Here is a 25,235-nt window from a genome sequence, read left to right as displayed (position 1 = left end):
GATCCTTGTCGGCCCCTGCTTTGATCAAGCCTACATACGCGATGGTCGAGAATGGGGATCCGGAGGGGTTGGTTGTGTTAACATCTTCCACCCCCTGAAGTGAGGTGGATTTCCGACGCGAGTTTCGGGGCCTTGAGCCCCTTTCTCACGCAGGGAGTTGACGCTTCTTCGGGCGCTATTGCGGTCCCCTCCACGTCCAGCAACGGTGTGTTCCACCGCCGTGCTTCCGCCGTTTCGCCCCGCAGGGCGCGGTCGCGGATCACCTTTGCCGCATTGGTATCGGCATTGTCCGCCGCACCGCAGGCGATGCAGACGAAAGCCGCTTGGCTCTTGCGATTCTCTTTATCCACATGCCCGCAGGCGGCGCATTCCTGGCTCGAGTACGCGGCCGGAACTTTGATCAGCGTGCCGCCGGTCTCCTCCAGCTTGTATCCAAGCATCATCTCGAACTGATGCCAGCCCACATTCAGGATGGCTCGGTTGAGGCCGCGCTTCTGCGCGACATTCCGGCCTGGCTCGCCCACCGTGCCGCGCGCACTCGCCACCATGCTCCGGATCCTGAGACCCTCGATCGCAATCAAGCCATAGTCCCGAACCAAGGCCCGGGAGGTGACATGGGCCAGGTGCTTTCGAGCTCGGGCATTGCGCGCCTTCAGATGCGCCACTCGGGCCCGGGCCTTCGCGTAGCGGCGCGAGCCGCGCCGCTTGCGCGACATCTTGCGCTGTGCCCGGCGCAATGCGGCCTCGCGCCCGACCATGGTCTCTGGCAGCGATACCTGAGTGCCATCTGACATCGCATAAGGCATGGCAACGCCGCGGTCGACACCAACAGCCCCTGTGGGGGTCTCGGCTTCCGGGGCACTCCAGCGGTGCGAGATCGAGATCTCCCAACCGCCACCTGCGCGCCTGCTCACGGTGGCGTTGCGGATATTGATGATACCGGTCTCATTTCGGCGCAGGGGCCGGGTATCGCGGTAGCGGACCCATCCGATCTTGGGGATCCTGACCTCAGACCATTTAGCATTGAGCCGCCGAACGGAGATCTCGCGGCCTGCTTGTCGGAAGGCATCATGGACACCCTTGCGCCGCGGCGTCGGGTAGGATGCGCGCCCCTCAAAAAAATTCGCAAAGGCGCGATCAAGATCAATCAGCGCTTGGTTTTGGGCCGTTTGGCTGACGGCTCCGATCCAATCGTAAGCGGCGCGCAGCTCGCTGAGTTCGCGGGAAGAACCTTTGGAGCCAAAGCTACGTGGCGGGCCGCCAGCGTATCTCCTGCCGCTCCAGGTCCGACGCTGCTCGAGGGCGAGGTTATATACAAGGCGCACCACGCCAGCTGTCTGCGCCAAAAGCAGTTTCTGCTCCGGCGTCGGGCGCAGGGTGTAGACATGGGCGCGGATCAATTCCATATATCTAATGTAAGATTTGGTCTATGGAGGCGCAAGGTGGAATATCGCAGGGGAAGGCATGTGGTTACATCACTACATGTGCACTTGGTCTTCGTCACGAAGTACCGCCGCGGCATGCTCGACGACGATGCGTTGACGCGGCTGCGAGACACCTTCATCTCTGTCGCCGACGATTTCGGTGCAGTGCTTGTGGAGTGCGATGGCGAAAAAGACCATGTCCATCTCCTGCTGGAATATCCCCCAACCGTGGCGCTGTCGCGCCTGATCAACTCCCTGAAGGGGGTCGGGTCACGGATCCTTTTGCGGGATCGGCCTGACCTGAAGGTCCATGCCGCAAAAGGCCTGTGGTCCCCGTCCTATTTTGCAGCCAGCTGCGGGGGCGCACCGATCGAGATCGTGCGGAATTATGTAGCCAATCAAAGATCAGCTTCATGACAAATCACCCCTATCCCTCCCCGCCGTAAACAGACGGGGCTTCCCGGGGGATTGGGTGAATGAGGCACCAGTCCGCAATGCCAAGGTACAAGAGATCGCGGATCTTATCGCCAGCGGCACTGCCTCTACGGCGATCCGTCGGGCCATCGTCACCCTGGACCAGGATTTCTTGAACTTACCAAGCGAGACCGATTTGGACCTGATGACCCGCGCGGGGCTGGGTTTCCTTGACCCCTCGGGTCATCGGCACGGCTTACTCTATTTGTCACGTGCCCTAGATCCGGCTCTGCAGCACAATCGACAGCAAGCCCTGGAGTTAGCACTGCAGGAAGTCGAAAGCGACCGCGGCGTGGTTCATGCTTACATCAAGAACAAAGGGCAGGGTGCGTTGTTTACCAGCTTCCTCGCATCGCCCTGCCGTGCCTTGCTCGATAAGGGGCGTATCAGCGCGAGCCTGCAGCAGGTGATTAATACGAACTCAGCGGATATGGCGGTGGCACTCAATAATGTTGTTAAGGACCACGTGAACAAGCTGCAAGGGATGCACGCGTATTTCTCCAGGGGCGAAGAAATCGCGACCCTCACAGGTTCACCGGACGCAGCACATGTCGTCTTGCAGGCCTTCATGAATGCCTTGCCGGAAGAGGGGGTATCAAAAGGATTCGATGCAATACTCAGGCGTCTTACGGATACCAAGCTGCTCACAGACGATCTTATCACGCGGATCCTTGCGGCCAGAGGGAAGTACGGATCCGATTTCATGGATCGCTGTATTATCAGTTGTTATCCGCGGACCGATGTTCCCATGGCGCAAGCTTTCGCGACGGGAGACCGTGTAGCGATTTCATGTTTCAAGCAGAATCTTTTCGTTCAGATGTCTGCACCAAACTGGGTCGAGGAGCTTACTGCTGAAGCGTGATGCGACCTGTGGTTGTGCTGAATTTAACACGTAGATGAACCGTCAATCAGATTGCTCAGGGAGGCCATGGATTAACTTCAAAGGGTTTGCGAAGCTCATACTTCGTAGTTCTTTTAGGGGTCTTTATGAAATTTGTATCCAGTATCTGTTCTGCTTTAATGCTGTTTTCTCTCGCCTCCGGCGCCCAAGCAACCGATTGCTCCGAGTGGGCGTACTTCTCAAGCTCTGAAGAATTCCTCGAGCCCCTTTCCGTGCCGGCCAAGAAGATCGGAAAACACCTCACAGTCTCTGAATACTCCGATGATGTGGTCTTCTCCTCGCGCCGCCGCGGGAAGGATGTCTGGCTCGACATCGAAGATTTCCCCGCCACCTCACCTGCGATTGCAGCTACACGTGCTCTTATGATGGCGGGCCGGCTCATGGACGAGAATTTCGAGCGCTTGGTTCTTGAGGATGACGGAAATCCGATCTTTGCAATCAATGAGCCTGAGCTGCGTGAGATTGGTTGCCAATTCATCTGGGCACGTGAAGGCGGACAGAACCCCCTTGCGCTCATGCGTGAGCTCTATCAGGCGATGGTCTGGTATGAGGGTGGGCGCCCCCTCAGTGATCAATGGAACGGCAGCTTATTGGGGGATACTGGTCTCGCAGCCAAACTCAGCACGGAGGTCCTGATGCCCGAATGGGCTATGAGCGCTGTGGAGCTGGAATGATGGCTCGCGACATTCGATTTACATGGGCGTTCGTCTGCGCGCTGGGTGCCTCCGGTGTCGGAGGGCCTGCTTTGGCCGGCGATCTTAGATCGAGTCCGGAAATCGCGGGATGCGATTACATGTTCACCGGACCGGTTGAAGAGGGAGATGCGCAGCGCATCGAGGAGACGATCCCCGCCAGATATGATGGTTCGCGCCTTTGCCTCGATAGTCCGGGTGGAAACTTCGTGGAAGGGCTGCGGATGTTCCATGCAATCTGGAACAAAGATTCCGTTGTAACCTATGTGCGCAGCGGCGATGCCTGTTATTCTGCCTGCGCGATCGCCTTCCTCGGCGGTTCACACGTCATGGGCACGGGGGCCATTCGGTTCCGTAAGGCAGTAATCGAGCCTGGCGCACATCTGGGCTTTCACGCGCCGCGGCTCGTCTTGGAGGAAGGGAGTGATCATACTTCTAAAGAGGTCGAGGACGCATACGCCTGGGCTCTGAAAGGCGCATCTTATCTTTTTGACCTTACTCAGATCGTTGAGCATGGGACACGGGGCATGACGAGCTTTCTGTTCAGCAGAACTCTCGCGACCCCACCGGAGGACATGTACGAGATCGACACCATCGGCAAGGCCAGCCTGTCACAGGTCGACGTCGCCCATGTGCCATTACCAAAGATCACATGGGGCGCCATGCGCAACGTTTGCGATACGGGTTACGTCATGGTCAGTGATCGCTTTTCCGGGCTCGACAGTGCTGAGAAGGCATTCGGCACTTTTACCGATCAGGGGTTCGATGGATCTGGAAATCCGATCTCCTTGGAGGATCGGGTCTGGAGTTGGACTACAGGAAACTTCTCCTATTTTGCCATCAGAGGATATCACGCTGCACATGTGAACGAGAAATTCTGCATGGTCTCGATGAGTCACTATGCTTGGGATAGGGAGAACGCCTTGCCGCTTGAGCAGAAAGACCCGTCCTCTGCATTCCAAGTGACGTTCTGGAACGCGGCTCACGTACCTATCGACAGAAGTTTTGCAGGCTATGTCGAGAACAACACACGTGCAGATCACGTCGTGTCGGTACCTTGGTTTGCCCTTTGGGATCCTAACACGCCGCTGACCAAGTTTGCGGCAGGCGCCGACAACTAGATTGGAGTTACATCTGAGGCGATCAGCTCTTTTATCAATCCCAAGACCTCGTTCTGAGCTTCCTTCGGGGCGTCACGTCCATAGGCGGGATGGTTAACGCCAATGGTCGGAGATGGCAGGTTTTCCCAGACTTCCATACGAAAACCATCAACTGTGGCATCGCGCCTCTCAAGGTTCGGGAATGTCTTGTTGAGCCATCGAAAACCATCCTTCGCCGACACGATGACGACGTCCGGTTTCAACAACTCCCACTCCAAAGCAACCAGAGGGGATTGCCATTCTCCTACTACCAGTCTGGTGGCACCATAGTTGTCATCATAGAGCGGTGGGCCCTTGTCCGGCGCGTAGCTCTTACCAATAGGCTCGACGCGTTGAACACGGCAGGCATTCGACCAGGCGATAGCGGCGCGCCCCGGCAGGCCTAGGCCTTGGGAAATCCAATCGAACTGCCTCCAGAATGGCGTGCTATTTGCAACTTCGACCGCATACTCATGAAAGCAAGATTTTTTCCAATCCAATCTCTGACTGGCGGTGATGTCGATGGAAGCTTCCGACAAGGGAGCTCCACCACCGTGCGCTTCCGATCCCATGATCATTACGCGAATGTGGGCCTCCGCGTAGGCCGGCGGCTCATAGATAGCCTCTGGCGCAGTGATGCTGCTTAGTAAGGTCTTCGGGAGTTTGGCAGCATTTTCGATTACCTGGTTGTAGATGTTTTCATAGGTGCCCATCGTCAGCTCTTCTATAGATTTTAATTAACAAACTCTCTGTACCCAGGTGGCCACTTTGGGGGCGCAAAATTCATCCAAACTTGGCTCATGCATATCGTCCGCTCCTGCACGCATCATCCATCCAAGCACAGGCCGGGGGTCGACACCCATGTTCAACAGATAATTGGAGATATGAGTATAGACCTCATCATCGAGCGGCACTTCACCTGATCGGGTATAGACACGGTGGAAGCCAAGATGTGGGCCCGGCCCCATCCATATCGTGCGGGTCTCGCCTCCCATAAAAACCAACGGGCAGGCTGAGTAACAAGGACCATAGAGTGTGGTGTTCAGCCCGCGCTTTCGGATCTCTATGCCCGAAAGGAGTGCCCCCATGACATTGCCACCAGCACTCCCCAGGGCAACTTCGGTCACCAATGGGTTCTCATCGAGAGCCTCTCGAAAGCGCTCATAAAACCCCAGATCGATATCGCCATAGACCACCAGACTCGTTCCATCGACCGAAAAATCTCCCTTCAATTCAGGGTCATCGATATAGGCGGTTGTCGGGATTCCATGCTTGCCGAGGCACTCGAGGTTCCACAGGTTCTTTCTCTGGATCTCGGTCATTTCAACTGCCGATCGCGCCGAGGCAACCCAAGCGTCTAGAAACATGCTATGCTCCATGAGCTGATAGGGGTCAGCATCAGGTGTCATCGCTGGGCTTTCGAAAGTTTCCGCTTCAGCAATCTCATCATGGAATCCAAGCATACGGCCGGCGATCGCGCAAATATGACGGTCTGAACCAATGCCATTCAAAGCGGTTCCCGGGTAGCCAGAGCCAAGATCATATGCGTAAGCGAAGTATTTTGCGCTTTTTTCCTCGACAGACGATATCGCCTTCTCCCAGGAGACCTCTGAAATAGCGTCTGAGGGTACCTGAAGGCCTAGGGCCACTAATAGGGCCCGGGAAAGTCTCGCTGCAATCTTCACGACATGACCTGCGATTTGCGAATGGAGGTATGATTTCCTCACCTGTATGACGCTCTACTTACAAGAATGGAATGATCTATTTAATCCACCGGAAGCTCAGGCCGAGCCTTCACCGTATGCGGATCGATATGCGGATCGATATGCGGACCTTAAAAAAGCTCAAGCTGAGCCTCGTCGATGGGCTCCTTGCTCTCAAAACCAGACATACTCACCCCCAGAAGGCGTATCCCCTTCCTGAAGGGGTATTCAGCGCTCAGCAGCTCGCGCGCCACCGCCATGATCCGGTCCGGCTCCCTGATCGCTCCTGAGAGGGTCATGCGCCGGGTGATCTGCTCAAAGTCCGCGTATTTGACCTTCAAGGTCACAGTGCGTCCCGCCACATCCTTTTCCCCACAGCGTGTCACCACCTTGGCGATGATCGGCTCAAGCCGGCTAAGAGCCTCATCGAGGTCGGTCAGGTCTTCGGCAAAGGTGTTCTCAGCCCCCACCGATTTGCGCTCCCGGTTCGGCCGCACCGGGCGATCATCAATACCGCGCGCGATCGCATGGTAACGCTCGGCCGAGGAGCCAAAGTGCTCAACCAGGAAGGTCAGGGATTTGCCGCGAAGATCTGCACCCGTCAAGATGCCCAACTTCTTCATCTTGGCCTCTGTCACCGGCCCCACGCCATTGAAGCGGCCGACGGGGAGGGAGGCCACGAAGCCCGGCCCTTTGCGCGGTGTGATCACCGTGAGCCCATCGGGTTTGTCCTGATCGGAGGCAAGTTTGGCCAGAAACTTGTTGTAGCTCACCCCAGCCGAGGCCGTGAGGCCAGTCTCCTCCTTTATGCCCATGCGAATGTCCTGCGCGATCTCGGTGGCTGTCAGCCCCCCTTGGCAGGCTTCCGTGACATCGAGGTACGCCTCATCCAGCGAAAGAGGCTCGATCAGCTCGGTATAGCGCTCAAAAACTCCATGGATCTGCGCCGAGACGGCGCGGTAGACGTCAAAGCGGGGTGGGGCAAAGATCAGGTCCGGGCACTGCCGGCGCGCGGTGACAGAAGGCATGGCCGAGCGCACCCCAAAGACCCGGGCCTCATAGCTGGCCGCTGCCACGACGCCGCGCGCCTGATCGCGACCGACTGCCACGGGTTTGCCGCGTAGCTCCGGATGATCGCGCTGCTCCACAGACGCAAAGAAAGCATCCATATCGACATGGATGATCCGACGCTGCACATCTTTATCCTGAAGGTCTGATGCGGGGATGCTCATAGGAGATAGATATGCGCTGTCCAAGCGCTTTGCAAAGATGCCCAGTCCGCGGCGCTGTCCGAAATACTCAGCATATTTCGGACAGAACGCATCTTTTAGGACATGAGCCAGGGCATCAAAATGACGGTCGGGATTTCGCCTTCGTAGTTATCGATATTGATGCAAGACGGGTCCACACCCGCGCCTTCCGCCATACGGCCCATGAGCATGTCGTTCATGGTCTGCGGATTATAGGATTTGTTATTCGCAATGGCCTCCGCCGGAAGGCAGGAGGGCTGATAGCCACAGGACCGCCATTGTTTGAAGCCGCCAGCGCCCAGAAAGTGCGAGGCATAGCCCACGCCGCCCGGCGTCACAGGGATACCATTCACTGTACTGCTGTAGTCAGCATTGATGGATTCAAGGTTTCTCTGCGTAAAACGCTGAAGGGCGGCAATCTGCGCCTTCTGATTGTTCAAAAAGCCCACACGGGAGGTGACACCATCAAGGCCAGTCCAGTTCACGTCACCCGTCCATTCGCCAGGCTCATACATGTCCCTGCCAACCTTACGTGAGTCCTTGGTGATATAGCCGAGGTCCTGCAGGGTGCCGTAGGTGAACTGGAAAGCGCCACTTGCTGTGGATTCCTTGAGGTAGTTGGTGACGTTCCACTTGCCGCCGCCTTCGCCACCAAGAACCATCGTAGCGTAATCGTCCCCCGTGCCGGTGCCGCCGTCGGAAGCACATTGCGCCATGACCTGTGCAGGGATCAGTATGCTGAGGGCAAAGGCGGATGCTATATTTTTCGCAATCATAGGGGGCTCCAGTTCATTTTATTATTCGAGGATCATGGTTGCGAAACCTGACCCACCGTAGCTGACCAGGGCCGCGCCCTTGCGGTCGTTCAAATGGAAAATGTACGGCCGATCGATGAAAGAGCCTTGCGCCAGGATTTCACCATCGTCGCTGAAGACGAAATAGGGGCTCGCCTGGCCAATCTTGTATTCAGGTCCATCGAGCCAGACAAAGCGCTCAGGCGATGCATCGCCAAGCAGGTCGATATTCGCCATCTGGATGTCGTAGTTGCGCAGATCTGTCTGCCAAGGCTGATGCTCCACGATGATCGCCTTGTCGGCACCGGTGCCCGGGTAGAACTCCAGCGTCTCGTAGATGTCGTGGTAAGGCTGCAGGGACGCACCATTCCATGTCCAGTAGACACCATTGGTATCAATGACCGTGCCGCCGCTCACGAGGGCAGGGGTCTCGCCATATTGATAGATCACTTCTGCGAAACTGCCCTCCGCATCCCGATCAACAATCCCAAAGAGACATCCGGCATCACCGCAATCATCTGTATAAGCGACCAGAGCCTCAACCTCACCATCCTGATCGATATCGCCGAAATCGACGATGCTCGCCCCGCCCGCCAGGATGCCGACAAGGGCCGTATCAAGCGCGGGGCTCGCTTCCTGAGCCAGAGCTGTGCTGGTGGCAAGGGTAAGAGCCGCGGTAACTGCAAGGCCGGCTGAACGTGAAAAGGTCATCTTTAACTCCTGAAGAATATCCCTCCAATAATACCTAAGCGTCCGATTTTTCGCAAGCGTCGCGAAGGGACCCTCTTGCCGTCATCATCCCTGCAGGTGCCGCCAATTTGAGGGTGCGGGACTTAGTGTATGCTTGCCAATCTAACTCCCGATCATCCATACACTGGCTCCCAATCATCGATATAGTCGTCCAAGCAAAGAGGGCACCCGTGATCGACGATGAACTCTTCTCCCCCGGCATTACCCACATTGAAGTCAAATGTTGGGACTGCGGCCACATGGTCACGCGCCGCCCCGGAGATTTGCCTGAGGGGATGACGCAATATGAATTCGAGAAACGGTCGGTGTGCAAATGCGGTACAGGCTGGCCGCATGTAACACGTTACCCCCGAAAGAAATCGACCTCGATGTGACGGATTTCTGACGGATTTGGATCACCCCGGCTCCGCAAGTGGCTCCACTGCCGGCACTGTCATGGCCACATCATAGCGGCGCAGATCTGCCATACCGAGCTCGTCCTCCCGCTTCTCAATGAAAGAGAAAGCGTGCTCCACACCACCCTCTGCGATCTCCGTGAAGCGGGCGCCATTCTCCACAGCGAGCTTGCAGATATCGTCCATTTCACCCAGCTCGACAATGCGGTCTCGAATGTGCAGCGCCGCGGAATCCAGAATGTCGATCCGATGAGCCAGATCGGGATCATTCCAGTAATTCTTCCCACCGAGCATACCGTCAAAGTCAAAAAGGTCGCGTAGCGTGACGGTACCGCCTTCCTCGACCCAGTCGAGGAAGACATTGCGCATGTCGCGATGATCCGCTGCTTGCCCAATTAGCATGATCAGATCATCTCGGGCTTGGTCCCGGTCCGCTTCATCTTCCAGCGTCAGGATGTCATCTGCCAGTAGGAGAATTTCAGGGCAGCCCATCTCTTTGGACATAGCGACAATGTATTTCGGGATCATGATCAGAACTCCGGACCAGTTGGTGTTGCGTCGTCCTTTTCAGGCGCGTCTTCAAATTCGAAGTCTTCGAACGCGATATCTTCCTCGGAGGGCGCGTCCTCATCGTTGCCATGCAGGCGGTCAAAATCCTCGGCAAGATCGCGAAGGCCTTCGGGGTTGTTGACGAAGATCGCTTTGGCCAGTCCGGGAAGGTTATTGACCATCTCTGCCCCGCTAAGTTTACGTTCCGGAGTCTCTAAGTCGATACCTTTCCTGCGGGCAGCCACGGCCGCTCTCAGCTCGGGCTCCATCGCGTCCCAGACTGCTTCTGCGACTCTCTTGGGATCACAGCCGTAAAGACCAACTGCCCCCGGCTGCATTGGGTTGAACTCGATGAGCTCCATAGGGTCTTTGCTTGGGTCATCGCCAATGATGGCAATATCGATGCAGAGGTGCGGATTATCGGAGGCGTCTGCGATTTCTTGAGCAAAAGCCGTCATCCGGGCGGTGCCATCAGGCGAAATCATTGGCTGACGACTTTGCGGGGTCTTGAAATGCACATCTTCAACAGAGAACCCGGTCTCTTCTTGGATCCAGCTACGGGACATGGGCGTGAGATGCCAGGCGACTGGCGATTGGGTCACGACTTTCCCATTCATGACGAGGAACCGGCGCTCATAGGACATTTCGACTGCTTCCTGAACCATCAGGCAGTTCTCAATATCCATGAAGGAGTAAACCATGCCATCAAGCGCTTCGTGGATGGTCTCGCCTTGGTCAACCCGGCCGACAAAGTGCTTCTGCTTGGTGGACTTCAGGAAAGCGTCCTTGCCTTCTGCGTGAAGCCGTTTGATCTCCTCCTCCGCACCGCTGAGGTCCGTCACAACGAAGGAGCGCGTGATGGCGTTTTGAAAGGCCGGGTCTTCCCAGTATTTCATGCCGGGCTGCCCCAGAATGTTCTTCTGCCAAAGCTCACGGTTCTTCCCGCGACCGAGAAAGAGACCATCCATGGGAGCCGGTTCGTCCATGTCGACCATCGTCAGGCCTTTCCCGAAGGTGTCATGCATGGCTTTATAGAGAACAGCATCTTCTAGACGCTCTTCCGGGTCCTCGGTTTTGGTCAGGCGGTAGTAAAGGTGGGACATGAAATCTCCTGAGGGCAACTTAAGCGGTTCTGTTCTCCACCGATATTAGTCAGGGTTCACGAAAAGCACGTGCAGAAGTAATCCAGGAAAACCGCCATATCCCAAGATATGTCTCGCTGTATCTATTATTATTTTCGCAAATAGCGCCCAGTCATGAAGACCGGGCGCCATTGGCACTCAAGAAAGTGGCTTTGGAGTTAGGACTGCGAGGCCCGCCCATTACCGTGCATAATACACGCTGAGGTCCCAGTCGTCGTCACAGATATCTGCCATGTCTTCGGGTGCGAAGGGCGGCTCCATGTATCCCGGCTCATCGGTCAGGTCACCATCGTAGACCAGTGCAGTGCTGTCCTCATTGGCAATCATAGCCAAGATGCCGGTTCCCAAAGGTCCTGAACCATCCGGGCCCACGACACCCATACGCAAGCAGGCTTCCTGTGGAAGGCTCGACAGCGTAATGACGAACCGATCGGGCCCGTTCCCGTAGACTGAGATCTCTCCATTGAAGGGATGGCGGATCGTGCCATCAGCGGCGCCCTCAGTACCGCCGACGAATGTCGATGGGACTGCGCCTGCTTTAATGAGCGACGGTGTGATGAGGTCGGCATCAAAAGTTCTCTGATTTTGGTAGAGCGACCGGGTTTGCGCCGCAATCCCTGACATGGCGCGCGCCGTGTCGGTGATGTTGCTCGACATCTGTGACTGCTGGAAGAAGACGATCCCGCCGACGATCACCGCGAGTGCGATGACAAGGTAAAGGACACCCTCGATGAGGCTGATGGCCCGACGACGTGCGGCTGCCGAAACGGTGAGGTATATTTTTTTCATGTTGGTTCTCTGTTAGCTATTGGGTTATATAGCCAACGATTATACTGCGTTTTTCGCAGGCATGAAAAAGCGCTGGGCCTCCAACGGTCTTGCCGCAATGCAGGCTTTTACTTGGATACCCCGGTGCGGAAATATCACTCGGGCCCTATAAAATGGGTGTTTCAATGCCCTGAGTGGCTTTGTTGACGGGAGCGCGTCAAAAAATGATGCGCAGCGTCGTCGCAAATCTGTTGCGAAAATCACTGATCTGTGCAAATAGATATAAATAGAACAGAGATTGTCTTATTGTTTTTCGCGGCATTTCGTATTTTGTTGCGGCTCACAGGTCCAAAGGAGGGCGCCATAATGTTTACGTTCCCCAAATTGCTGACCGGACTCCATCACCTTCATCCACATCATAGCTGATCCCAACAGGGATATCATCAGATGCCCAGAGCGGCGTCGATCAAGTGTGACGAATGAAGGACCGGCAAAGCCGGATGTGAGATTATGACAGACAAAATGATGCGGGTGCCCAGTGACGGCGCCAAGGGCTTTCGCGACCTGCGCGGCCCTGAACTTGAACTGCGCTCGGAACTGACGCGCAAAATCATGAAGACCTACGCGGGTTATGGTTTTGAGGCGCTTGAGACGCCAGCTGTCGAGCCCACCGAGGCGCTGGGCGGTTTTCTCCCGGATACAGATCGGCCGAACGGCGGGGCATTCTCCTTTGAGACCGATGAGGCCGATCTGACCCTGCGCTACGACCTGACAGCACCCCTGGCGCGCTTCGTGGCCGGGCAGAGGGATGATCTAACCAAGCCTTGGCGACGGTCCAGCGCAGGGCCTGTGTGGCGCAATGAGAAGTCATCCCCTGGTCGCTACCGTGAGTTCTGGCAATGTGACGCGGATCTCGTGGGGGCGCCCTCGATCGGCGCAGATGCGGAAATGATTGCCATGGCCAGTGAGGCTCTTAAAGATGCCAGCGTGGGTGATTTCACGATCAAGCTGAGCAACCGAAAGCTTCTCGATGGCCTTCTTGCAGGCCTTGGCATTCAGGATGAAGAGCTTCAGCGCAACATTTGCCGCAGCATCGACAAGCTCGATCGCCTCGGTGTCGACGGGGTGGCGGACCTGCTTGGAGCCGGGCGCCGCGATGCCAGTGGTGCCTTTACCGCGGGGTTGGAGCTCACCGATACGCAGATCAAGTCGGTGGTCGACTTCACGACGGCACGCGATATCGACGCGCTCGCATCCGCAGTCGGGAGCACTGAGCTGGGCGCGGATGGGCTTGCACAGATAGATGAATGCCTGATGTTGGCGCGTGCAGCAGATGCGCCAGTGCTGCTTGATCCAAGCATTGTGCGGGGCCTGTCCTATTACAGCGGCACGGTCTTTGAGATCGACCTTCTTGGTGAGACCTTTGACGAGAGTGGCGCGCCGCGGCGGATCGGCTCCATTGGCGGGGGTGGCCGTTATGACAGTCTGATCCGACGCTTTACCGGCCGCGATCTTCCCTGCGTTGGTTTCTCGATCGGGGTGACGCGTCTCGCGCAGGCGCTAAGCTTGCGCGGCGCAGAGACTTCAGGACCGCAGCGCCCCATTCTGATTTGCGTCTTGGACGTGGATGGCATGGCGCGGGCCCAAGAAATGGCGCGGGAGCTACGTGCCCAGGGCATGCCGGCCCAGGTCTGGTATGGGGCATCGCGAAATATCGGCCGGCAAATGAAATATGCCGATAAGATCGAGGCGTCGCTGGCGGTGATCGAGGGCGCGCGCGAGCGGGACGCAGGGGAGGTGGTCATCAAGTATCTCGATCTCGGCCGAGAGATCTCGGAGCGTGCGGCGGACCGGGAGGCCTGGCTGTCACAAGAACAGCAGGTCACGGTGAATCGCGAAGATCTTGGTATCGAGATCGATGCCTTTCTCGCCAAGTAGCCCGAAGGTCAGCAGTAGACCCCATACTCCAGGCGCGTAAGGTGTTCAGAGACCTGCTTGATCCCTTCCTCGGTTGTCAGCAAGTCTGCTGGCCTTTGGTTATCCAAGGCCAGTGCCGGGGTCTGCATCCAGACCTCGGCCTCCTCACAGCTCCCAAGGACCTTGAGGGCCTGCGCGCTCACATCTGCTTGTGTCATGGGGCAGGGGCCTCGACCGCGGCTTTGGTGAATTCTTCGTTCATCTTCTGCTCCGAGGGGCGGCTCATCAGGCTGCCATCCCCGAGCTTCACATTGTGAAAGGTCAACGGGTACCGCATGAAGGGTGTCCCGTATTGGGAAAAGGACATCACGGCCTGGGACCGGGCGTCAAAGCAGGCACCATCCTCAAAAGAGATACGCAGCTGGCCGGTCATCGATCCTGGCTGCACATTGCGCCCGACGATCTGCATGCCGGCATAGTCGCCGCGCGCCTCGACGATCGGCGCAAGCTTGGACATGTTCTTCTCGATATAGCTCTGGCAGATTGCCTCTGCCTCTTTGATGCTGCGCTGTGCGATGATCTCTTTACCATCCGGCTTCCAAGTATAGGTCTTCTTGCCATCAGCGCCGCGCATCTGATCGAGCGCAACGGTGAGCCTGTCCATCAGTTGGGCATCTGCCTTGCCGCGACCAAGATGCCTTGCATAGGTGAAGATATCAAAGCGCTGCGGCTTATCGACGACCCTGGCTTCATGATGTGCGCGCTGGCTTGCGAGGAAGGTCTCCACCGTCTTTTCGTGACGCTGGGCCAATGCCTGGGCGATGCCTTGGCGCGCGGACTCCGTGATGTCGGTAAGCTCAGCGAGGATGGCGGCCATTGCCGTGCCAGAGGCGGACGGAGCTTGATAGCGTTCGGTTGCAGTGACCGGCTTCGGAGCCTGCCCCTTTTTCACGGCAATATCCTTGCACGCCTTCATCATATCAAAGACTGGCCGGGCCTCATCGAGCAGCTGGCGGATAGCAACACCGGCAGCGGTATCGCCGAGGGCGTCCGCCTGTCGCGTCAGTTTCGCAAGGGTGTTCATCTGCGGATAGCTATCCATGTCATAAAGCTTTGCGCGCTCCTCTTCAGAAGCACTTTCAATATATTCGCGGTTCCAGGAGAATGGTTTTCGAGCCCGTTCCTGCCAGGCGTATTCTGTACAGCGCGAGAGTGTCTGCTTGGCGCGGGTATAAGCCGCGTTGGGGATTTCTCCTTTACGCTGACCGGCTTCAAGCGCCTCAATGGCTTCTGCAAACTGTTCCTGTTTTCGCGGGGAAAGCGCCGAGGTCATGATGGGATAGTCTGATGCTGGCATAGCGAAATCCTCTTTCTCTTGAGAGAGAATACCCGTGCGACGAGAAAATCCGCAGTGACAGCCACGGCAAGACTGCCGCAAACGAAAGAGGGGCCCGAAGGCCCCTCAATTGGTCAATGCAGATCAGGTTTAGATCAGTTCCTGTTGCGACGTGTCTTCCGCCATGTCGTCACGATACTCTTTGTAATCACGCCAGCTGTTGATCAGCGTCTGCAGGATCTCTTTACGAGGAACCTTGATCCGCTGGTTCTTCTTGGCGGTGCGGATGCCGACGATCTTGGTGCGCGCAGCCAGGGCAGGGTCGCGGGCCTGGAGGTTCTCGCCCGTGCGCAGCGCTTCAAGAAAATCTTCAGCAATATCAGGGCGATCGTTGCGCACGTGATAGATGAGGTATGTCATTACCCCAGCGGATCCAACATTCTTTAACGTCCGGGCCTTCGGATAGGCAGCTTCCATACCAGGATGCAGCTCGATGGTGTCTTTGATCTCCGATGCAGTCGGGTTGATCCCGGTCGAGAAGATCTCGATCCCGCTGTCTTCCTTCCACTGCAAACGTGCCGCGGCGGCTAGAACACGATCATCGGCTTCCGACTTGGTACGCAGGCGCATCTTTTTGGTATGCGCGTCGAAGGTGGCAAAGGCTTCTTCTGGAATGTTCTTTGCGATCGGTACTTCGATCGGCATGTCAGCTTCGATACAACCGTGCAGACGGTGCTGGCCGTTGAGCAGACGCACACCCTTGGCTTTTGCATCTGGCTGATCTGGATCACCGGTGAAGCAGATCGGCTGCGCGTTCACCATCCAGTTGCCCTGTTTGATGTCCTTGGCGATCGCCTGTTTGTGATCGTCAGAAAGTGCCCGGTTGTCGCGGTTCAGCTTGAGATACTCTTGCGCCTTGGCGGGGGTGATGGTCACCTCAGCGACCTGCTCTTCGCCGGACGTTTCTTTGGTGGCGCGGATCAGGGAGTCAGCAAGCTCACCGGTGAACTTATCTGCTGGTTCACCCGTCTCGTAGGAGCCATCTTCCAGACCAGGATAGCCATTGACCATAGGCAGCCCAAGGTTCGCGGGCGCCTTTTCCATGACAGCCTTTTTGTCGTGCTGTTTCTTCTTGGCTTTGCCGAAGTCAGGCTGCCAGAAATACTCTTCCTCTACGGTCTTCTTGTCGCAGAAATCATTGAAGGCAAGAATTGCGAGTGCAAGTACGTGATCGATCGACATTTTGTCGTATTGGCGATCATTTTCTTTCGCCATCTTCTCTTTGCGCTGTTCAGCTTTGAGCTGGTTGGCCAGCATCCGGGCAGGGTTGCCCAACGGGAATGTGTCGATGTCTCTGAGGCCTGCGAGGAAGAAGCGGAGCTCTTCACGCTTGCCGGCTTTGAGGGCCATAAAACTCAGAACGGGGCGCGGCGTGGAGTGCAGGTACGACCCTTTGGAGCCTTCGGAGATCGATACGGCTTCCAGAAGCTCGGGGTTGGCCTCAAGCACACGGTCAAAGCGCGACCAGGAGATATTCGAGTTGTCTTTGCCAAGAAGGCCATTCTCGATCCTGATAAGCTTGGTCATGGTGCGCTGGACAGAGCCCGCATAGTTTACGCCACGGCTTTCCAGAACGCCGGTGTAGGATCTGCGTCTGTGTTGGTCGATTGTGTGCAGAACGTCGCTTCTGACGTTGCGCGCAACGACACTGCGAAAGCTCTCACCGGATGTTACACAGGCCTCGAGGCGCGTAATGCCATCGATCAGTCGACCTTCAGTGTCAAAGATGATCGGCATGGCGTTCATGATCCAGCCGCCGGCTTTCATGATGTTCGCATAGCTGCTGACGGTTCTCATATCGCCAGTAACTTTGGGCTGACCTTTTTTGAATTTCCGAGCGGCTAATGCTTCTTCGCGAACCTTGGAAGTTGCGAGGTATTCAGCCGCGATGTCAGGTGTGATGGTTTCAATCTGAAAGTCGAGTTTGCTTGAGGAACTCTTTTTCGATTTTTGTTCTGACTTCGGTATTTCTATTTGTTGAGCAGACGACATGGTAGGCCTCTCTGGTTTTTTAATGCCTTCGAGCAGCGGAAGGCGGGGGTATGTATATGGGTTGTTGTGGAGCTTTTTTAGCTTCGTTAGCGATGCTTGCACAATATGTGAAAAAGAAATGCAATGTCAAACAATCCACAGTCGAAAAACCTTAGAAAACATGGGTTTTCATTGTCGAAACAAGCATAACCGAAGCCTCTTTGATGAAAAGCTCAACAAAACAAAGGGCTTTCGCATGACTATATCTAGTCTCACTTAACGGTGATGGACACAAGAATAGCAGTTATCCACACAGAACCTGCGGCGCTTTATAGGCATTTTCGCTAGGTCTTTATAGACTTTAGGTTATGTCGAAAAAGCCGGGCTGACGCCCTCAGGAGATGCAGATGCCCCTCAAGGTAAACGTGAAGCGAAAAGACCCGAAGTTCAAAGGCGACAAGCCGAAGTTCAATGTCGTCGTTTCTGGCCCGCGCGAAACGTTCACCCCCGCCATGTGCCGCTCCTTAGAGCTTAATGGCATGGGCCCCTATAGGGACGAGGACGGCATGGTTGTCTGGAGTTCGATGCCTCAAATTGGCGGCGCGCCCTATTACCTGGCACATCTGTTGGCCTATAAACATAAGGCGGTCATCCATCCCAACTGCCGCAAAGAGGCGATGGCTGTGGTTGCACGTCGCGATCCGCGCGATGGCATTGACCATATCCTTGGCTCAGCCGGCGCCGTGCCTGCGGGCCGTCTCTCGCTTAACGTGATTGCCTCGAGCACGGACTTTGCGGCCAACTGCGATGAGGCCGACACGGAGCGCCGCGAATTTCTTGAAGCAGCCGGCTGGCTGCCCATTAAAAACTTGAACCCGAAGATCGCACAGAAGCTTGGCACGCAGCCATACCGGACCCGGGATCCGTTCATTGCATCGAACCTCGAGCCCTTCATGACGCAGAGCGCGAAAAATCTGCTCAAGGCGAAGCTTGCTGACGCTGGTAAAAACATCAAAGCCAGCAAATCCCACACGGCCGAGGGTGCGATCGAAGTGCCGGCGCCGGAAGGGCTCGGCTTTTTCCCGTTCCAGCTGGGTGGGATCACGATGGCGGTGAACTCCCCCGGGGGAACGCTTATCGCTGACGACATGGGGCTCGGAAAAACGATGCAGGGCATCGGCATCATCAACGCGACCCCCAAAGCCCAAAAGATCCTCGTGATCTCCCAGGCCAACATGCGCATCAAATGGGGTCGCGAAATTGAAAAATGGAAAACCAATACAGCTTTGACGGTCGGCCTGGCTGAAAGCTCCACTTTCCCTGACACAGATGTCTGTGTGATCAACTACGACATCCTGCAAAAGAACATCGCCGCCATGCGCGCGGTCAAATGGGACCTCATCATCTGCGATGAAGCCCACAACATGAAAAACCCGGAAGCACAGCGGACCCAGGCGGTGCTCGGCGATCTGCTCGACATGGATGGCAGCAAGGCGCTGCCGCTCTCGGACATTGGCAAATACGTTCACCTTACCGGGACACCGAAGCCGAACCGCATCGATGAGCTGTGGCCGCTGATCTCCTCTACCCGTCCCGATATCTGGGGCTCGGGTCCGGAAGACTTCCAAATTTTTAAGAACCGCTACTGCCCGCCGATCCTGATCAAGCGTGAGATGAAGTCGCGCTTCAAAGGTGGCAAACCTCGGGAAGTGATTGTCCCTATGAACGGCAAGCCGATCCGGGAGATGGAGCTGCAGCTACGTCTGCGTGGTTCGGGCTCCTTCATTCGCCGGATGAAGCGCGACAACCCCGATCTGCCGCCGAAATTCCGCACGCCCCTCGAGATCCCGGTCAAGCTGTCCAAGGCCGAGAAAGAAGAGCTGCGCTCTGTCGAGTTTGATCTGGCATCCCTGATGGAGCGCACTGGCTCTGTCGAGGTCAAGGAGGGTGCAACCCTCCAGGCTGGCGCGGTCATCAATCAAATCACCCGTATGGACCCCGATACGCCCCAGTTCCACGAGATGGCCCGTGTGCGTCGCAACTTAGGTATGCTCAAAGCGCCGCATTGCGCAAAGTTCATTCTGGATGAATTGGAAGCGGAAAAAGACTTTGCGCCTGAGAACCAAACAAAGACTGTGGTTTTCGCGCACCATAAGGATGTCATCAAGATCATCCACGGCGAAGCTGAAAAGCGGATGAAGGGGGCCTTCCTGGTCTATGACGGCTCGGTTGGCTCTGCGAAAAAGAAACAAGATATTGTCGACCGCTTCCAGTCCGACGATAAGATCCGCGGTCTGATCATCTCGCTCGCAGGCAACTCGGGAATCACTTTGACCCAGGCAGCCCGTATGCGTGTGGTCGAGCCCGACTGGTCTCCCTCAAACATGATCCAGATCGAAGATCGGATCTGGCGTATTGGTCAGGAGAAGAACGTCGACATCGGCTATATGTCCGTTGCAGGCACTCTGGATGCGCGGATCGGCATGGCGATTGCTGACAAAATGGAAACAGACGAGCGTAGCGTCAACTCTATTACATTCCGCCATAATGCCCCTAGCCAAAAGGTTAGGTCCGGGATAGAGAAAGGGTCATGTTCGGATACCCCATCGGATAAACCTGAGGTCACCGACATCAATGATAACCAGGAAGACGCGCAGCAACCGCTTCCACTATTTGATTAAACTGGAGACCCCACATGGCGCAACTTAACATCATGCCCGAACTTGACCTCGACTATGACAACGAAGGGTATGTGCGCATGGGTCCGATCAGGGGTGTCTGCACGGACGGTTTGATGCAAAAGATGGATACGCATGGGGTTTATGCCTTTCCTGAAGGTGCTGAGGTCCTTACCGAACGTGATGCCAATGGTGATCTCTACATCACGGCGGTCGATGAAGAGGTTCATGGTTACTTCATGGCAGAGGACAGCAATGAAGCGCCGACCAGCGATTCGGATGACTTTCTTCTGGCCCTACTTGATGAGGGTGATGTGATCTCGGTGGAGGGGACATACCCCAACGGCACAGGCGGCCTTATCAAGACAACCTCCAGGTTCCTACGCTGCGATGATGTGATCTACCGCGACATCGAGCGCGTCTTGGTCGAACCCTGTGGTTCCACAACAGAAATCCTGGTGATCACAGAAGTCAGTGAGTTGGAACTGGCTGCTCAATCCGCAAAATCTGGCGGCAATGTCGTTAGCCTGTGCTGCTTCCGCAGGTCGAAGGCGGCCTAATCCATGACCACACGCTTTACCTCAGCACGCGAGTTTGTAGACCTCGTCACCCAACATGGGATGACGGGTGGGCTTGCGGCTAAGAAAGCATTGCGTGAAGCAACCGAGGGGAGAGGATATGACGTCCTGTCCCAATTGGTTCAAACTCATGTGGGATCCGACGCGCAAAGCCTCAAGAACGCTGCAAATTATGCGGAGCTTCTGGCAGCGGTGATGGGCGAGATCACGACAGGGAAGAGCCCCGAACCCTACGACAAGGCGCTTACGGAATTCCTCGACAAACACGGCTTTCTCGCCGCGCCCATTGCGAAAAACGACGCGCCACAACAAAGCGCAGGTAGCCATGTCGCGAACACTTCCGATACGCCTCTTGAAGGTGACCAGGTAGATGCCATGGATGCTTTGGATTCACTGCTGGCGGGGGATGAATTCGATTTGCCCGCAGCTGATGACCCCAAAAGCCAAACAGTTCATAGCGACATTAGTGCAACAACTCCTGCGAAAAAGCAGGTTGAGAGAACTCCCGAGCCTGCCTCGGATGCCGGAAATAGCCCGAAAAACCCGTCTTTTCTTGCAGAAACCGATGGTACTGTTGCGGAAGCGGAAACAAATACGTTTCATTTCGACCCCCTGACGGAATTGGGTGACCAGATGTATGAGAAGCAGTGGGAAGGCAGCGCCAAGACCGGACAGGCACGGATTGCCAGCGGGGAGTTAATGAAGCTGCCCGGCATCTTGCCGCCCCCGCCGAAAAATGGCTCACCGGAGAGTTATGGCGCATGGCTTGAAGGCGATATCTGGAACCCGTTGGCAATGTCGATCAAGCTGGCTCTCAAGGACAGCGACAACCTCGATGACCTTATCGAGATGCAGTCAGAGTTCTACGCTTTGCCGGAATCCGCCGTGCAGACCTATGGCGCGCGCAACCCAGCGGACCCGGAGACCGGCCGCAAACATGCCGAGTTCATCCATTATGCCGCCCGCGATCTGGGGCAGGTCTTCCACAGCTACGACAAAGGCCACGAAATGTTGGCAAAAGCCGTGGCGCGCTACTTTGAGGAGCGTGAACCAAAGTCGGCGGATTTTCTTGCCCGGGTGGGCTACAGCTTCAAATGCGACACCCAGCTTGTCGATACGGTTTGCGGTGCGCTCGATATGGAGCGGTTTTTCATCAATAATGGTCCTGCAGATGCGGGGCGGGGGCCGCTCTCTGATCTCCGTGGCGCCATTTCTTCAGCTGCGCGTCTCGATGTTCCCTATATGCTCGACCGTGCGGTTCTGCTGCACTTCGGCTCAGGTGTCTCGCTGGCCACCGGTTTGCATGACACGCTGATCGAGCTGCGCCACGCCCAGCTCTCGCGCCACCTTGGCCGCGACGTCTCGCCCTTCGAGTTCGATCCGGCCTTCAAGCGCGACTGGTTCACCGAGCTCGATGAATATGAGATGAGCCGTGAAGAAGATCACACGCCATCTCCCATGTAGGTATTTGCGAAAAGCAATGATACAGATAAGTATGATACGGGCATTATCGGCAGATCAGCCCTTCGATAAGAACAACAGAAGATAACCAGAGGTCCAGAAATATGCCCAAGTCCGTCGTTATTTGCGAAAAATCCAGTCAGGCGAAAGAGCTTAAGGTTGCCCTTGGCAGTAAATATGGTCAGATCCTGCCAGCCAGCGGTCATATTCTGACCTTGAAGGAACCGGGTGAAGTCCGCGATGAATGGGACGGCAAAAAGCATGCTTGGTCGGCTGGGCTGATGTGGCCAGGCGAGTTCTACCCCAAAAAGCCCGTGCAACGGACACAGTCACTTTTAAGCGCGATCCGCAGCGCCATCTCCGATGCTGATGAAGTGATCATCGCAACTGACTGTGACCGCGAAGGCCAGTTGATCGGCGACGAGATCCTGGAATACCTGCGTTTCAACGGCAAGGTGAAGCGGGCGATGTTTACTGCTACGGATCCTGTGTCCCTGCGCACAGCTTTCGACAACCTTGAGGACAACGCCGTTTACCATGGCCGCTATATGGCAGGTCAAGCACGCGAGCAGGCGGACCAGACAACAAACCTGTCTCTGACGCGCACCGCCTCTGCAGTGATGAAAAAGCCTGGCACCAAAGGTGCGATCGGTATTGGCCGGGTCAAATCGCCAACTCTCGGCATCGTCTGCAAGCGTGAGTTGGAAATCCTAAACTTCAAACCTCAGGATATGTTTGAGGTGGACGCAGACACAGAAGTGGAAAACGGCACTTTTAAGCTCAGCTGCTCCAAAATGCCCGCATCGGTGCTCAAGGAAATCGAGAAGGAAGAGGCGGAGGTTGAAGAGGACGACCTTGCTGAAGGTGAGGAGGCCTTGCAAGAACAGGACTCGTTGCGCGGCAAGATCATGGACAAGCGGATTGCGGACGGTCTTGTCGCTGCCGCTAAAGGACATGAGGGCCCGCTGAATGCCAAGTTCGAGAAGAAACGCCAGGGGCCGCCGAAACTTTTCGATCTTACAGCCCTTTCCGCGGCCTGCGGCTCTCGCTTTGGATGGGCAGGGGACCATACCCTGGCTATTGCTCAATCGCTCTATGCGGCACCGCACCACATTCTGACCTACCCGCGGGGCGAAGCACAGTACCTGCCTGAGAATGAAATTCCCAATGTTCCGGAAATGGTGAAGCGTCTGCTGCGCATGCCACCCTACAACCAGCATGGTGAACTTCTCGCTAAGCCACAGGTGCGCAAGGGCAAATCAGGTCACTTCTCGGATGCGGGCCTGAAGGGCTTCTCGCACTATGCGATCATTCCAAACATCAACGCGCCGAAAGCTTTCCATGAGGTCTGGCCGCACCTGTCGTCGGATCAACAAAAGATGTTCGACCTGGTCGCTAAACAGTATCTGGCCGCCATGGCGCCGGACTTTGAATACCGGCAGACCACTGTCGCCATGACCGTGCCATGGCGTGGCCACAACTGGTCGTTCAAAAACTCTGGCCGTGTGCCTCTGGTGCCAGGTTGGAAGGAAATCTTGGGCAGTGCGCCGGCAAAACCGGGCGAGCAGAATGATTTCCCGCAGATCAAGAATGGCGAAACAGCCAAAATCACTGATGCAAAAATCCGCACAGTAACAACGCGTCCGCCTGCAAGATACACCCCGAGTTCGCTTGAGAAAGTCATGAAAGAAGCCTGGCGCCTCGTGGATGACCCCAAGCATAAGGCGCGACTGAAGGAGGCAACCGGGATCGGAACCGCAGCGACACGTGGCGAAGTAATCAAGGGGCTGCTGGATCAAAAGCAGCTGATGATGGCAGGTAAATCCATCAAGCCAACCACAGGGGGACTGAAACTCTATGAGGCTTTGGTGCAGGCCTGCCCAAATGTCGTCGATCCCGGCCGAACTGCGATTTGGGAAACTATTTTCGACATGGTTGAAAGCGGCAAGATGACGGCCATGGAAGCACTCGATAAGATCAACGCGATGACCGAGAAAGAGATCGCCAATATTCGCTCTTCTTCTGTTCAGATCGAGATCGGCAGTGCTGGCAAGCCCACGCCGAAGATGGTGAAGGCCGCCAAGAGCATTGCCGAGCGCAAGAAGATCAAACTGCCCCCAGGCACGATCGGCGACAGCACGAAATGCCGCGCTTTCCTCGAAGAGCACCTCGGTCAGGCCAAGAAGAATGCTGATGGCTCGAAGGGTGTTTATCCCCCATCTGAAAAGCAGATGACCTTGGCCCAGAACCTGGCCGACCGCTCCGGCAAGGACATTCCCGAAGAGGCAATGAAATCCTCCAAGGAGCTGTCCGCTTGGATCGACAAGGCCATGAAAGCGGCACCACCGCGGCCGCCGTCGGAAAAACAGCTGGCCTTCGCCCAGAAGCTTGCCGAAGAGAACAACAAGGAACTCACAGACGCGATCAAAAATGACATGAAGAAGTGTTCGGCCTTCATCGACGATCACATGGGCAAAGGTAAGAAGTCGGAAAGCGCCGGTCCTGCCATGTAGGTGTTTGTCCAATATACACGTATGGCGGCCATCTTAGATATTGCCATACGTGTATCCGGACACCATCTAAGTGTTTCAATGGTCAGCAGGAGAGATATTATGGGTAAGAATACACCAGCCAATGGGCCTAGCCAGACAGGAAACCCTTCCGGCGGCGGCCGCGGGAACAATCCTCCCGGCGGTGGCAAGTAAACCTCACCGGCAAGCTCTTAAGAACAAACAAAGCCCCGACGAGATAATCGTCGGGGCTTTTGTCATCTTTACGATTGGTTAGAAACATATGCGTTACGCAGGCTCCTCAGCTCAGCTGAGATTTCTGCCAAACGCGCGTCGAAGATTTCGGGCTTGGAGACGTGGTGCTGGGCCTGACGTAGGGCACTGAGCTCACGAGTAAGAAAGAAGCGGTGGATGAAGCGCTTCATGCCGTCGGAGAGCTGAAACCTGCTGGCCAGAGAAGCGCTGGGGATATTGGTCGTGGTCGATGCCATGGTAGATGCCTTTGTATTGCTTTGCAGCGGGATCATCCCGTCTGCGTTTTCGCTTGATGCAAATATAGGAGCGTTCAGAAGGCAGGACCACATACAGATACGGATGTCCGCCTTGCGTTTGCTGCAATGCAGCAAGGCATATTTTCGTACCTCCGAGACCTCTACATCACAGCTTTCCTATGCCCAATCAGTGAGTGCGAAAAATAAATCACGATTTGCGAAAAATAGCACTTGGTACTTTCTCTCAGTGCG

23 protein-coding genes are annotated in these 25,235 nt (G+C 56.0%); 10 read left to right on the top strand and 13 right to left on the bottom strand.

Translation table 11 applies throughout. The features are described 5' to 3' along the window. Positions 1 to 77: 77 nt before the first annotated feature. Complete coding sequence (locus tag ACGYLO_RS12760) at positions 78 to 1,406, bottom strand: RNA-guided endonuclease InsQ/TnpB family protein (protein WP_394376818.1); 1,329 nt, start codon at positions 1,404 to 1,406, stop codon at positions 78 to 80. Between ACGYLO_RS12760 and tnpA the strand changes: the two genes are divergently transcribed. The 4 genes from tnpA (at position 1,386) to ACGYLO_RS12740 (ending at position 4,612) form a co-directional block, all read left to right on the top strand. Continuing rightward, entirely contained in the window at positions 1,386 to 1,841 is a 456-nt protein-coding gene (gene tnpA, locus ACGYLO_RS12755; RefSeq protein WP_394376817.1) for an IS200/IS605 family transposase, read from the top strand. The two genes, ACGYLO_RS12760 and tnpA, sit on opposite strands and share 21 nt — an antisense overlap. Before the next feature lie 55 nt (positions 1,842 to 1,896). After that, positions 1,897 to 2,760 carry a hypothetical protein gene (locus ACGYLO_RS12750; RefSeq protein WP_394376816.1) on the top strand — a complete coding sequence of 288 codons (864 nt, stop codon included), beginning with the start codon at positions 1,897 to 1,899 and terminating at the stop codon, positions 2,758 to 2,760. A gap of 125 nt (positions 2,761 to 2,885) precedes the next feature. Continuing rightward, complete coding sequence (locus ACGYLO_RS12745; protein WP_394376815.1) at positions 2,886 to 3,473, top strand: hypothetical protein; 588 nt, start codon at positions 2,886 to 2,888, stop codon at positions 3,471 to 3,473. Continuing rightward, the gene (locus tag ACGYLO_RS12740; protein WP_394376814.1) at positions 3,470 to 4,612 is read left to right on the top strand and encodes a hypothetical protein; all 1,143 of its coding nucleotides are present in this window, start codon (positions 3,470 to 3,472) and stop codon (positions 4,610 to 4,612) included. The genes ACGYLO_RS12745 and ACGYLO_RS12740 overlap by 4 nt, the downstream gene beginning before the upstream one ends. Here ACGYLO_RS12740 and ACGYLO_RS12735 read toward each other — a convergent pair. The 5 genes from ACGYLO_RS12735 to ACGYLO_RS12715 all read right to left on the bottom strand — a co-directional run bounded on the left by ACGYLO_RS12735 (position 4,609) and on the right by ACGYLO_RS12715 (position 9,088). Next, the gene (locus ACGYLO_RS12735; RefSeq protein WP_394376813.1) at positions 4,609 to 5,343 is read right to left on the bottom strand and encodes a hypothetical protein; all 735 of its coding nucleotides are present in this window, start codon (positions 5,341 to 5,343) and stop codon (positions 4,609 to 4,611) included. The genes ACGYLO_RS12740 and ACGYLO_RS12735 overlap by 4 nt on opposite strands. Positions 5,344 to 5,367: 24 nt before the next feature. Then, entirely contained in the window at positions 5,368 to 6,315 is a 948-nt protein-coding gene (locus tag ACGYLO_RS12730) for a hypothetical protein (RefSeq protein ID WP_394376812.1), read from the bottom strand. A gap of 149 nt (positions 6,316 to 6,464) precedes the next feature. Continuing rightward, complete coding sequence (gene dinB / locus ACGYLO_RS12725) at positions 6,465 to 7,529, bottom strand: DNA polymerase IV (protein ID WP_394376811.1); 1,065 nt, start codon at positions 7,527 to 7,529, stop codon at positions 6,465 to 6,467. Between the two features lie 131 nt (positions 7,530 to 7,660). Continuing rightward, positions 7,661 to 8,359, bottom strand: a complete 699-nt coding sequence (locus ACGYLO_RS12720; RefSeq protein WP_394376810.1) for a hypothetical protein — start codon at positions 8,357 to 8,359, stop codon at positions 7,661 to 7,663. A gap of 21 nt (positions 8,360 to 8,380) precedes the next feature. Next, complete coding sequence (locus ACGYLO_RS12715) at positions 8,381 to 9,088, bottom strand: hypothetical protein (RefSeq protein WP_394376809.1); 708 nt, start codon at positions 9,086 to 9,088, stop codon at positions 8,381 to 8,383. 209 nt (positions 9,089 to 9,297) lie between these two features. Between ACGYLO_RS12715 and ACGYLO_RS12710 the strand changes: the two genes are divergently transcribed. Then, a complete protein-coding gene (locus ACGYLO_RS12710; protein WP_394376808.1) occupies positions 9,298 to 9,501 on the top strand; it encodes a hypothetical protein in 204 nt (67 codons plus the stop codon). A 21-nt stretch (positions 9,502 to 9,522) separates the two neighbouring features. Here the strand turns inward: ACGYLO_RS12710 and ACGYLO_RS12705 are convergent, their stop codons facing one another. From ACGYLO_RS12705 to ACGYLO_RS12695, 3 genes are all read right to left on the bottom strand, one after another. Next, positions 9,523 to 10,050 carry a hypothetical protein gene (locus ACGYLO_RS12705; RefSeq protein ID WP_394376807.1) on the bottom strand — a complete coding sequence of 176 codons (528 nt, stop codon included), beginning with the start codon at positions 10,048 to 10,050 and terminating at the stop codon, positions 9,523 to 9,525. 2 nt (positions 10,051 to 10,052) lie between these two features. Next, positions 10,053 to 11,174 carry a hypothetical protein gene (locus ACGYLO_RS12700; RefSeq protein ID WP_394376806.1) on the bottom strand — a complete coding sequence of 374 codons (1,122 nt, stop codon included), beginning with the start codon at positions 11,172 to 11,174 and terminating at the stop codon, positions 10,053 to 10,055. Positions 11,175 to 11,393: 219 nt separating this feature from the next. Continuing rightward, positions 11,394 to 12,002 carry a type 4 pilus major pilin gene (locus ACGYLO_RS12695; protein WP_394376805.1) on the bottom strand — a complete coding sequence of 203 codons (609 nt, stop codon included), beginning with the start codon at positions 12,000 to 12,002 and terminating at the stop codon, positions 11,394 to 11,396. Positions 12,003 to 12,491: 489 nt separating this feature from the next. On the opposite strand from ACGYLO_RS12695, the gene hisS reads away from it, so the two are divergent. After that, the gene (gene hisS, locus ACGYLO_RS12690; RefSeq protein WP_394376804.1) at positions 12,492 to 13,919 is read left to right on the top strand and encodes a histidine--tRNA ligase; all 1,428 of its coding nucleotides are present in this window, start codon (positions 12,492 to 12,494) and stop codon (positions 13,917 to 13,919) included. 8 nt (positions 13,920 to 13,927) lie between these two features. On the opposite strand, the gene ACGYLO_RS12685 is transcribed toward hisS, so the two are convergent. From ACGYLO_RS12685 to ACGYLO_RS12675, 3 genes are all read right to left on the bottom strand, one after another. Continuing rightward, the gene (locus ACGYLO_RS12685) at positions 13,928 to 14,116 is read right to left on the bottom strand and encodes an antitoxin Xre/MbcA/ParS toxin-binding domain-containing protein (protein ID WP_394376803.1); all 189 of its coding nucleotides are present in this window, start codon (positions 14,114 to 14,116) and stop codon (positions 13,928 to 13,930) included. Beyond that, the gene (locus ACGYLO_RS12680) at positions 14,113 to 15,255 is read right to left on the bottom strand and encodes a hypothetical protein (protein WP_394376802.1); all 1,143 of its coding nucleotides are present in this window, start codon (positions 15,253 to 15,255) and stop codon (positions 14,113 to 14,115) included. The genes ACGYLO_RS12685 and ACGYLO_RS12680 overlap by 4 nt, the downstream gene beginning before the upstream one ends. Before the next feature lie 129 nt (positions 15,256 to 15,384). After that, positions 15,385 to 17,286: a hypothetical protein gene (locus tag ACGYLO_RS12675; protein ID WP_394376801.1), complete on the bottom strand. Its 1,902-nt coding sequence runs from the start codon at positions 17,284 to 17,286 to the stop codon at positions 15,385 to 15,387. Between the two features lie 386 nt (positions 17,287 to 17,672). Here ACGYLO_RS12675 and ACGYLO_RS12670 point away from each other — a divergent pair, with 386 nt between their 5' ends. The 4 genes from ACGYLO_RS12670 (at position 17,673) to ACGYLO_RS12655 (ending at position 24,495) form a co-directional block, all read left to right on the top strand. After that, entirely contained in the window at positions 17,673 to 19,946 is a 2,274-nt protein-coding gene (locus tag ACGYLO_RS12670; RefSeq protein ID WP_394376800.1) for a DEAD/DEAH box helicase, read from the top strand. A gap of 14 nt (positions 19,947 to 19,960) precedes the next feature. After that, positions 19,961 to 20,503: a hypothetical protein gene (locus ACGYLO_RS12665; RefSeq protein WP_394376799.1), complete on the top strand. Its 543-nt coding sequence runs from the start codon at positions 19,961 to 19,963 to the stop codon at positions 20,501 to 20,503. A gap of 3 nt (positions 20,504 to 20,506) precedes the next feature. Then, entirely contained in the window at positions 20,507 to 21,985 is a 1,479-nt protein-coding gene (locus ACGYLO_RS12660; protein ID WP_394376798.1) for a hypothetical protein, read from the top strand. 101 nt (positions 21,986 to 22,086) lie between these two features. Beyond that, positions 22,087 to 24,495, top strand: coding sequence for a DNA topoisomerase (locus ACGYLO_RS12655; protein ID WP_394376797.1), 2,409 nt, complete (start codon positions 22,087 to 22,089; stop codon positions 24,493 to 24,495). A gap of 260 nt (positions 24,496 to 24,755) precedes the next feature. On the opposite strand, the gene ACGYLO_RS12650 is transcribed toward ACGYLO_RS12655, so the two are convergent. After that, entirely contained in the window at positions 24,756 to 24,983 is a 228-nt protein-coding gene (locus ACGYLO_RS12650) for a hypothetical protein (protein WP_394376796.1), read from the bottom strand. Positions 24,984 to 25,235: the final 252 nt, after the last annotated feature.

It is taken from the genome of Sulfitobacter sp. 1A13353 (genome assembly GCF_043557255.1).
Lineage (GTDB): Bacteria > Pseudomonadota > Alphaproteobacteria > Rhodobacterales > Rhodobacteraceae > Sulfitobacter > Sulfitobacter faviae.
Note: the sequence above shows the minus strand (reverse complement) of the source record. Positions and strands in the feature narration are given on the sequence as shown.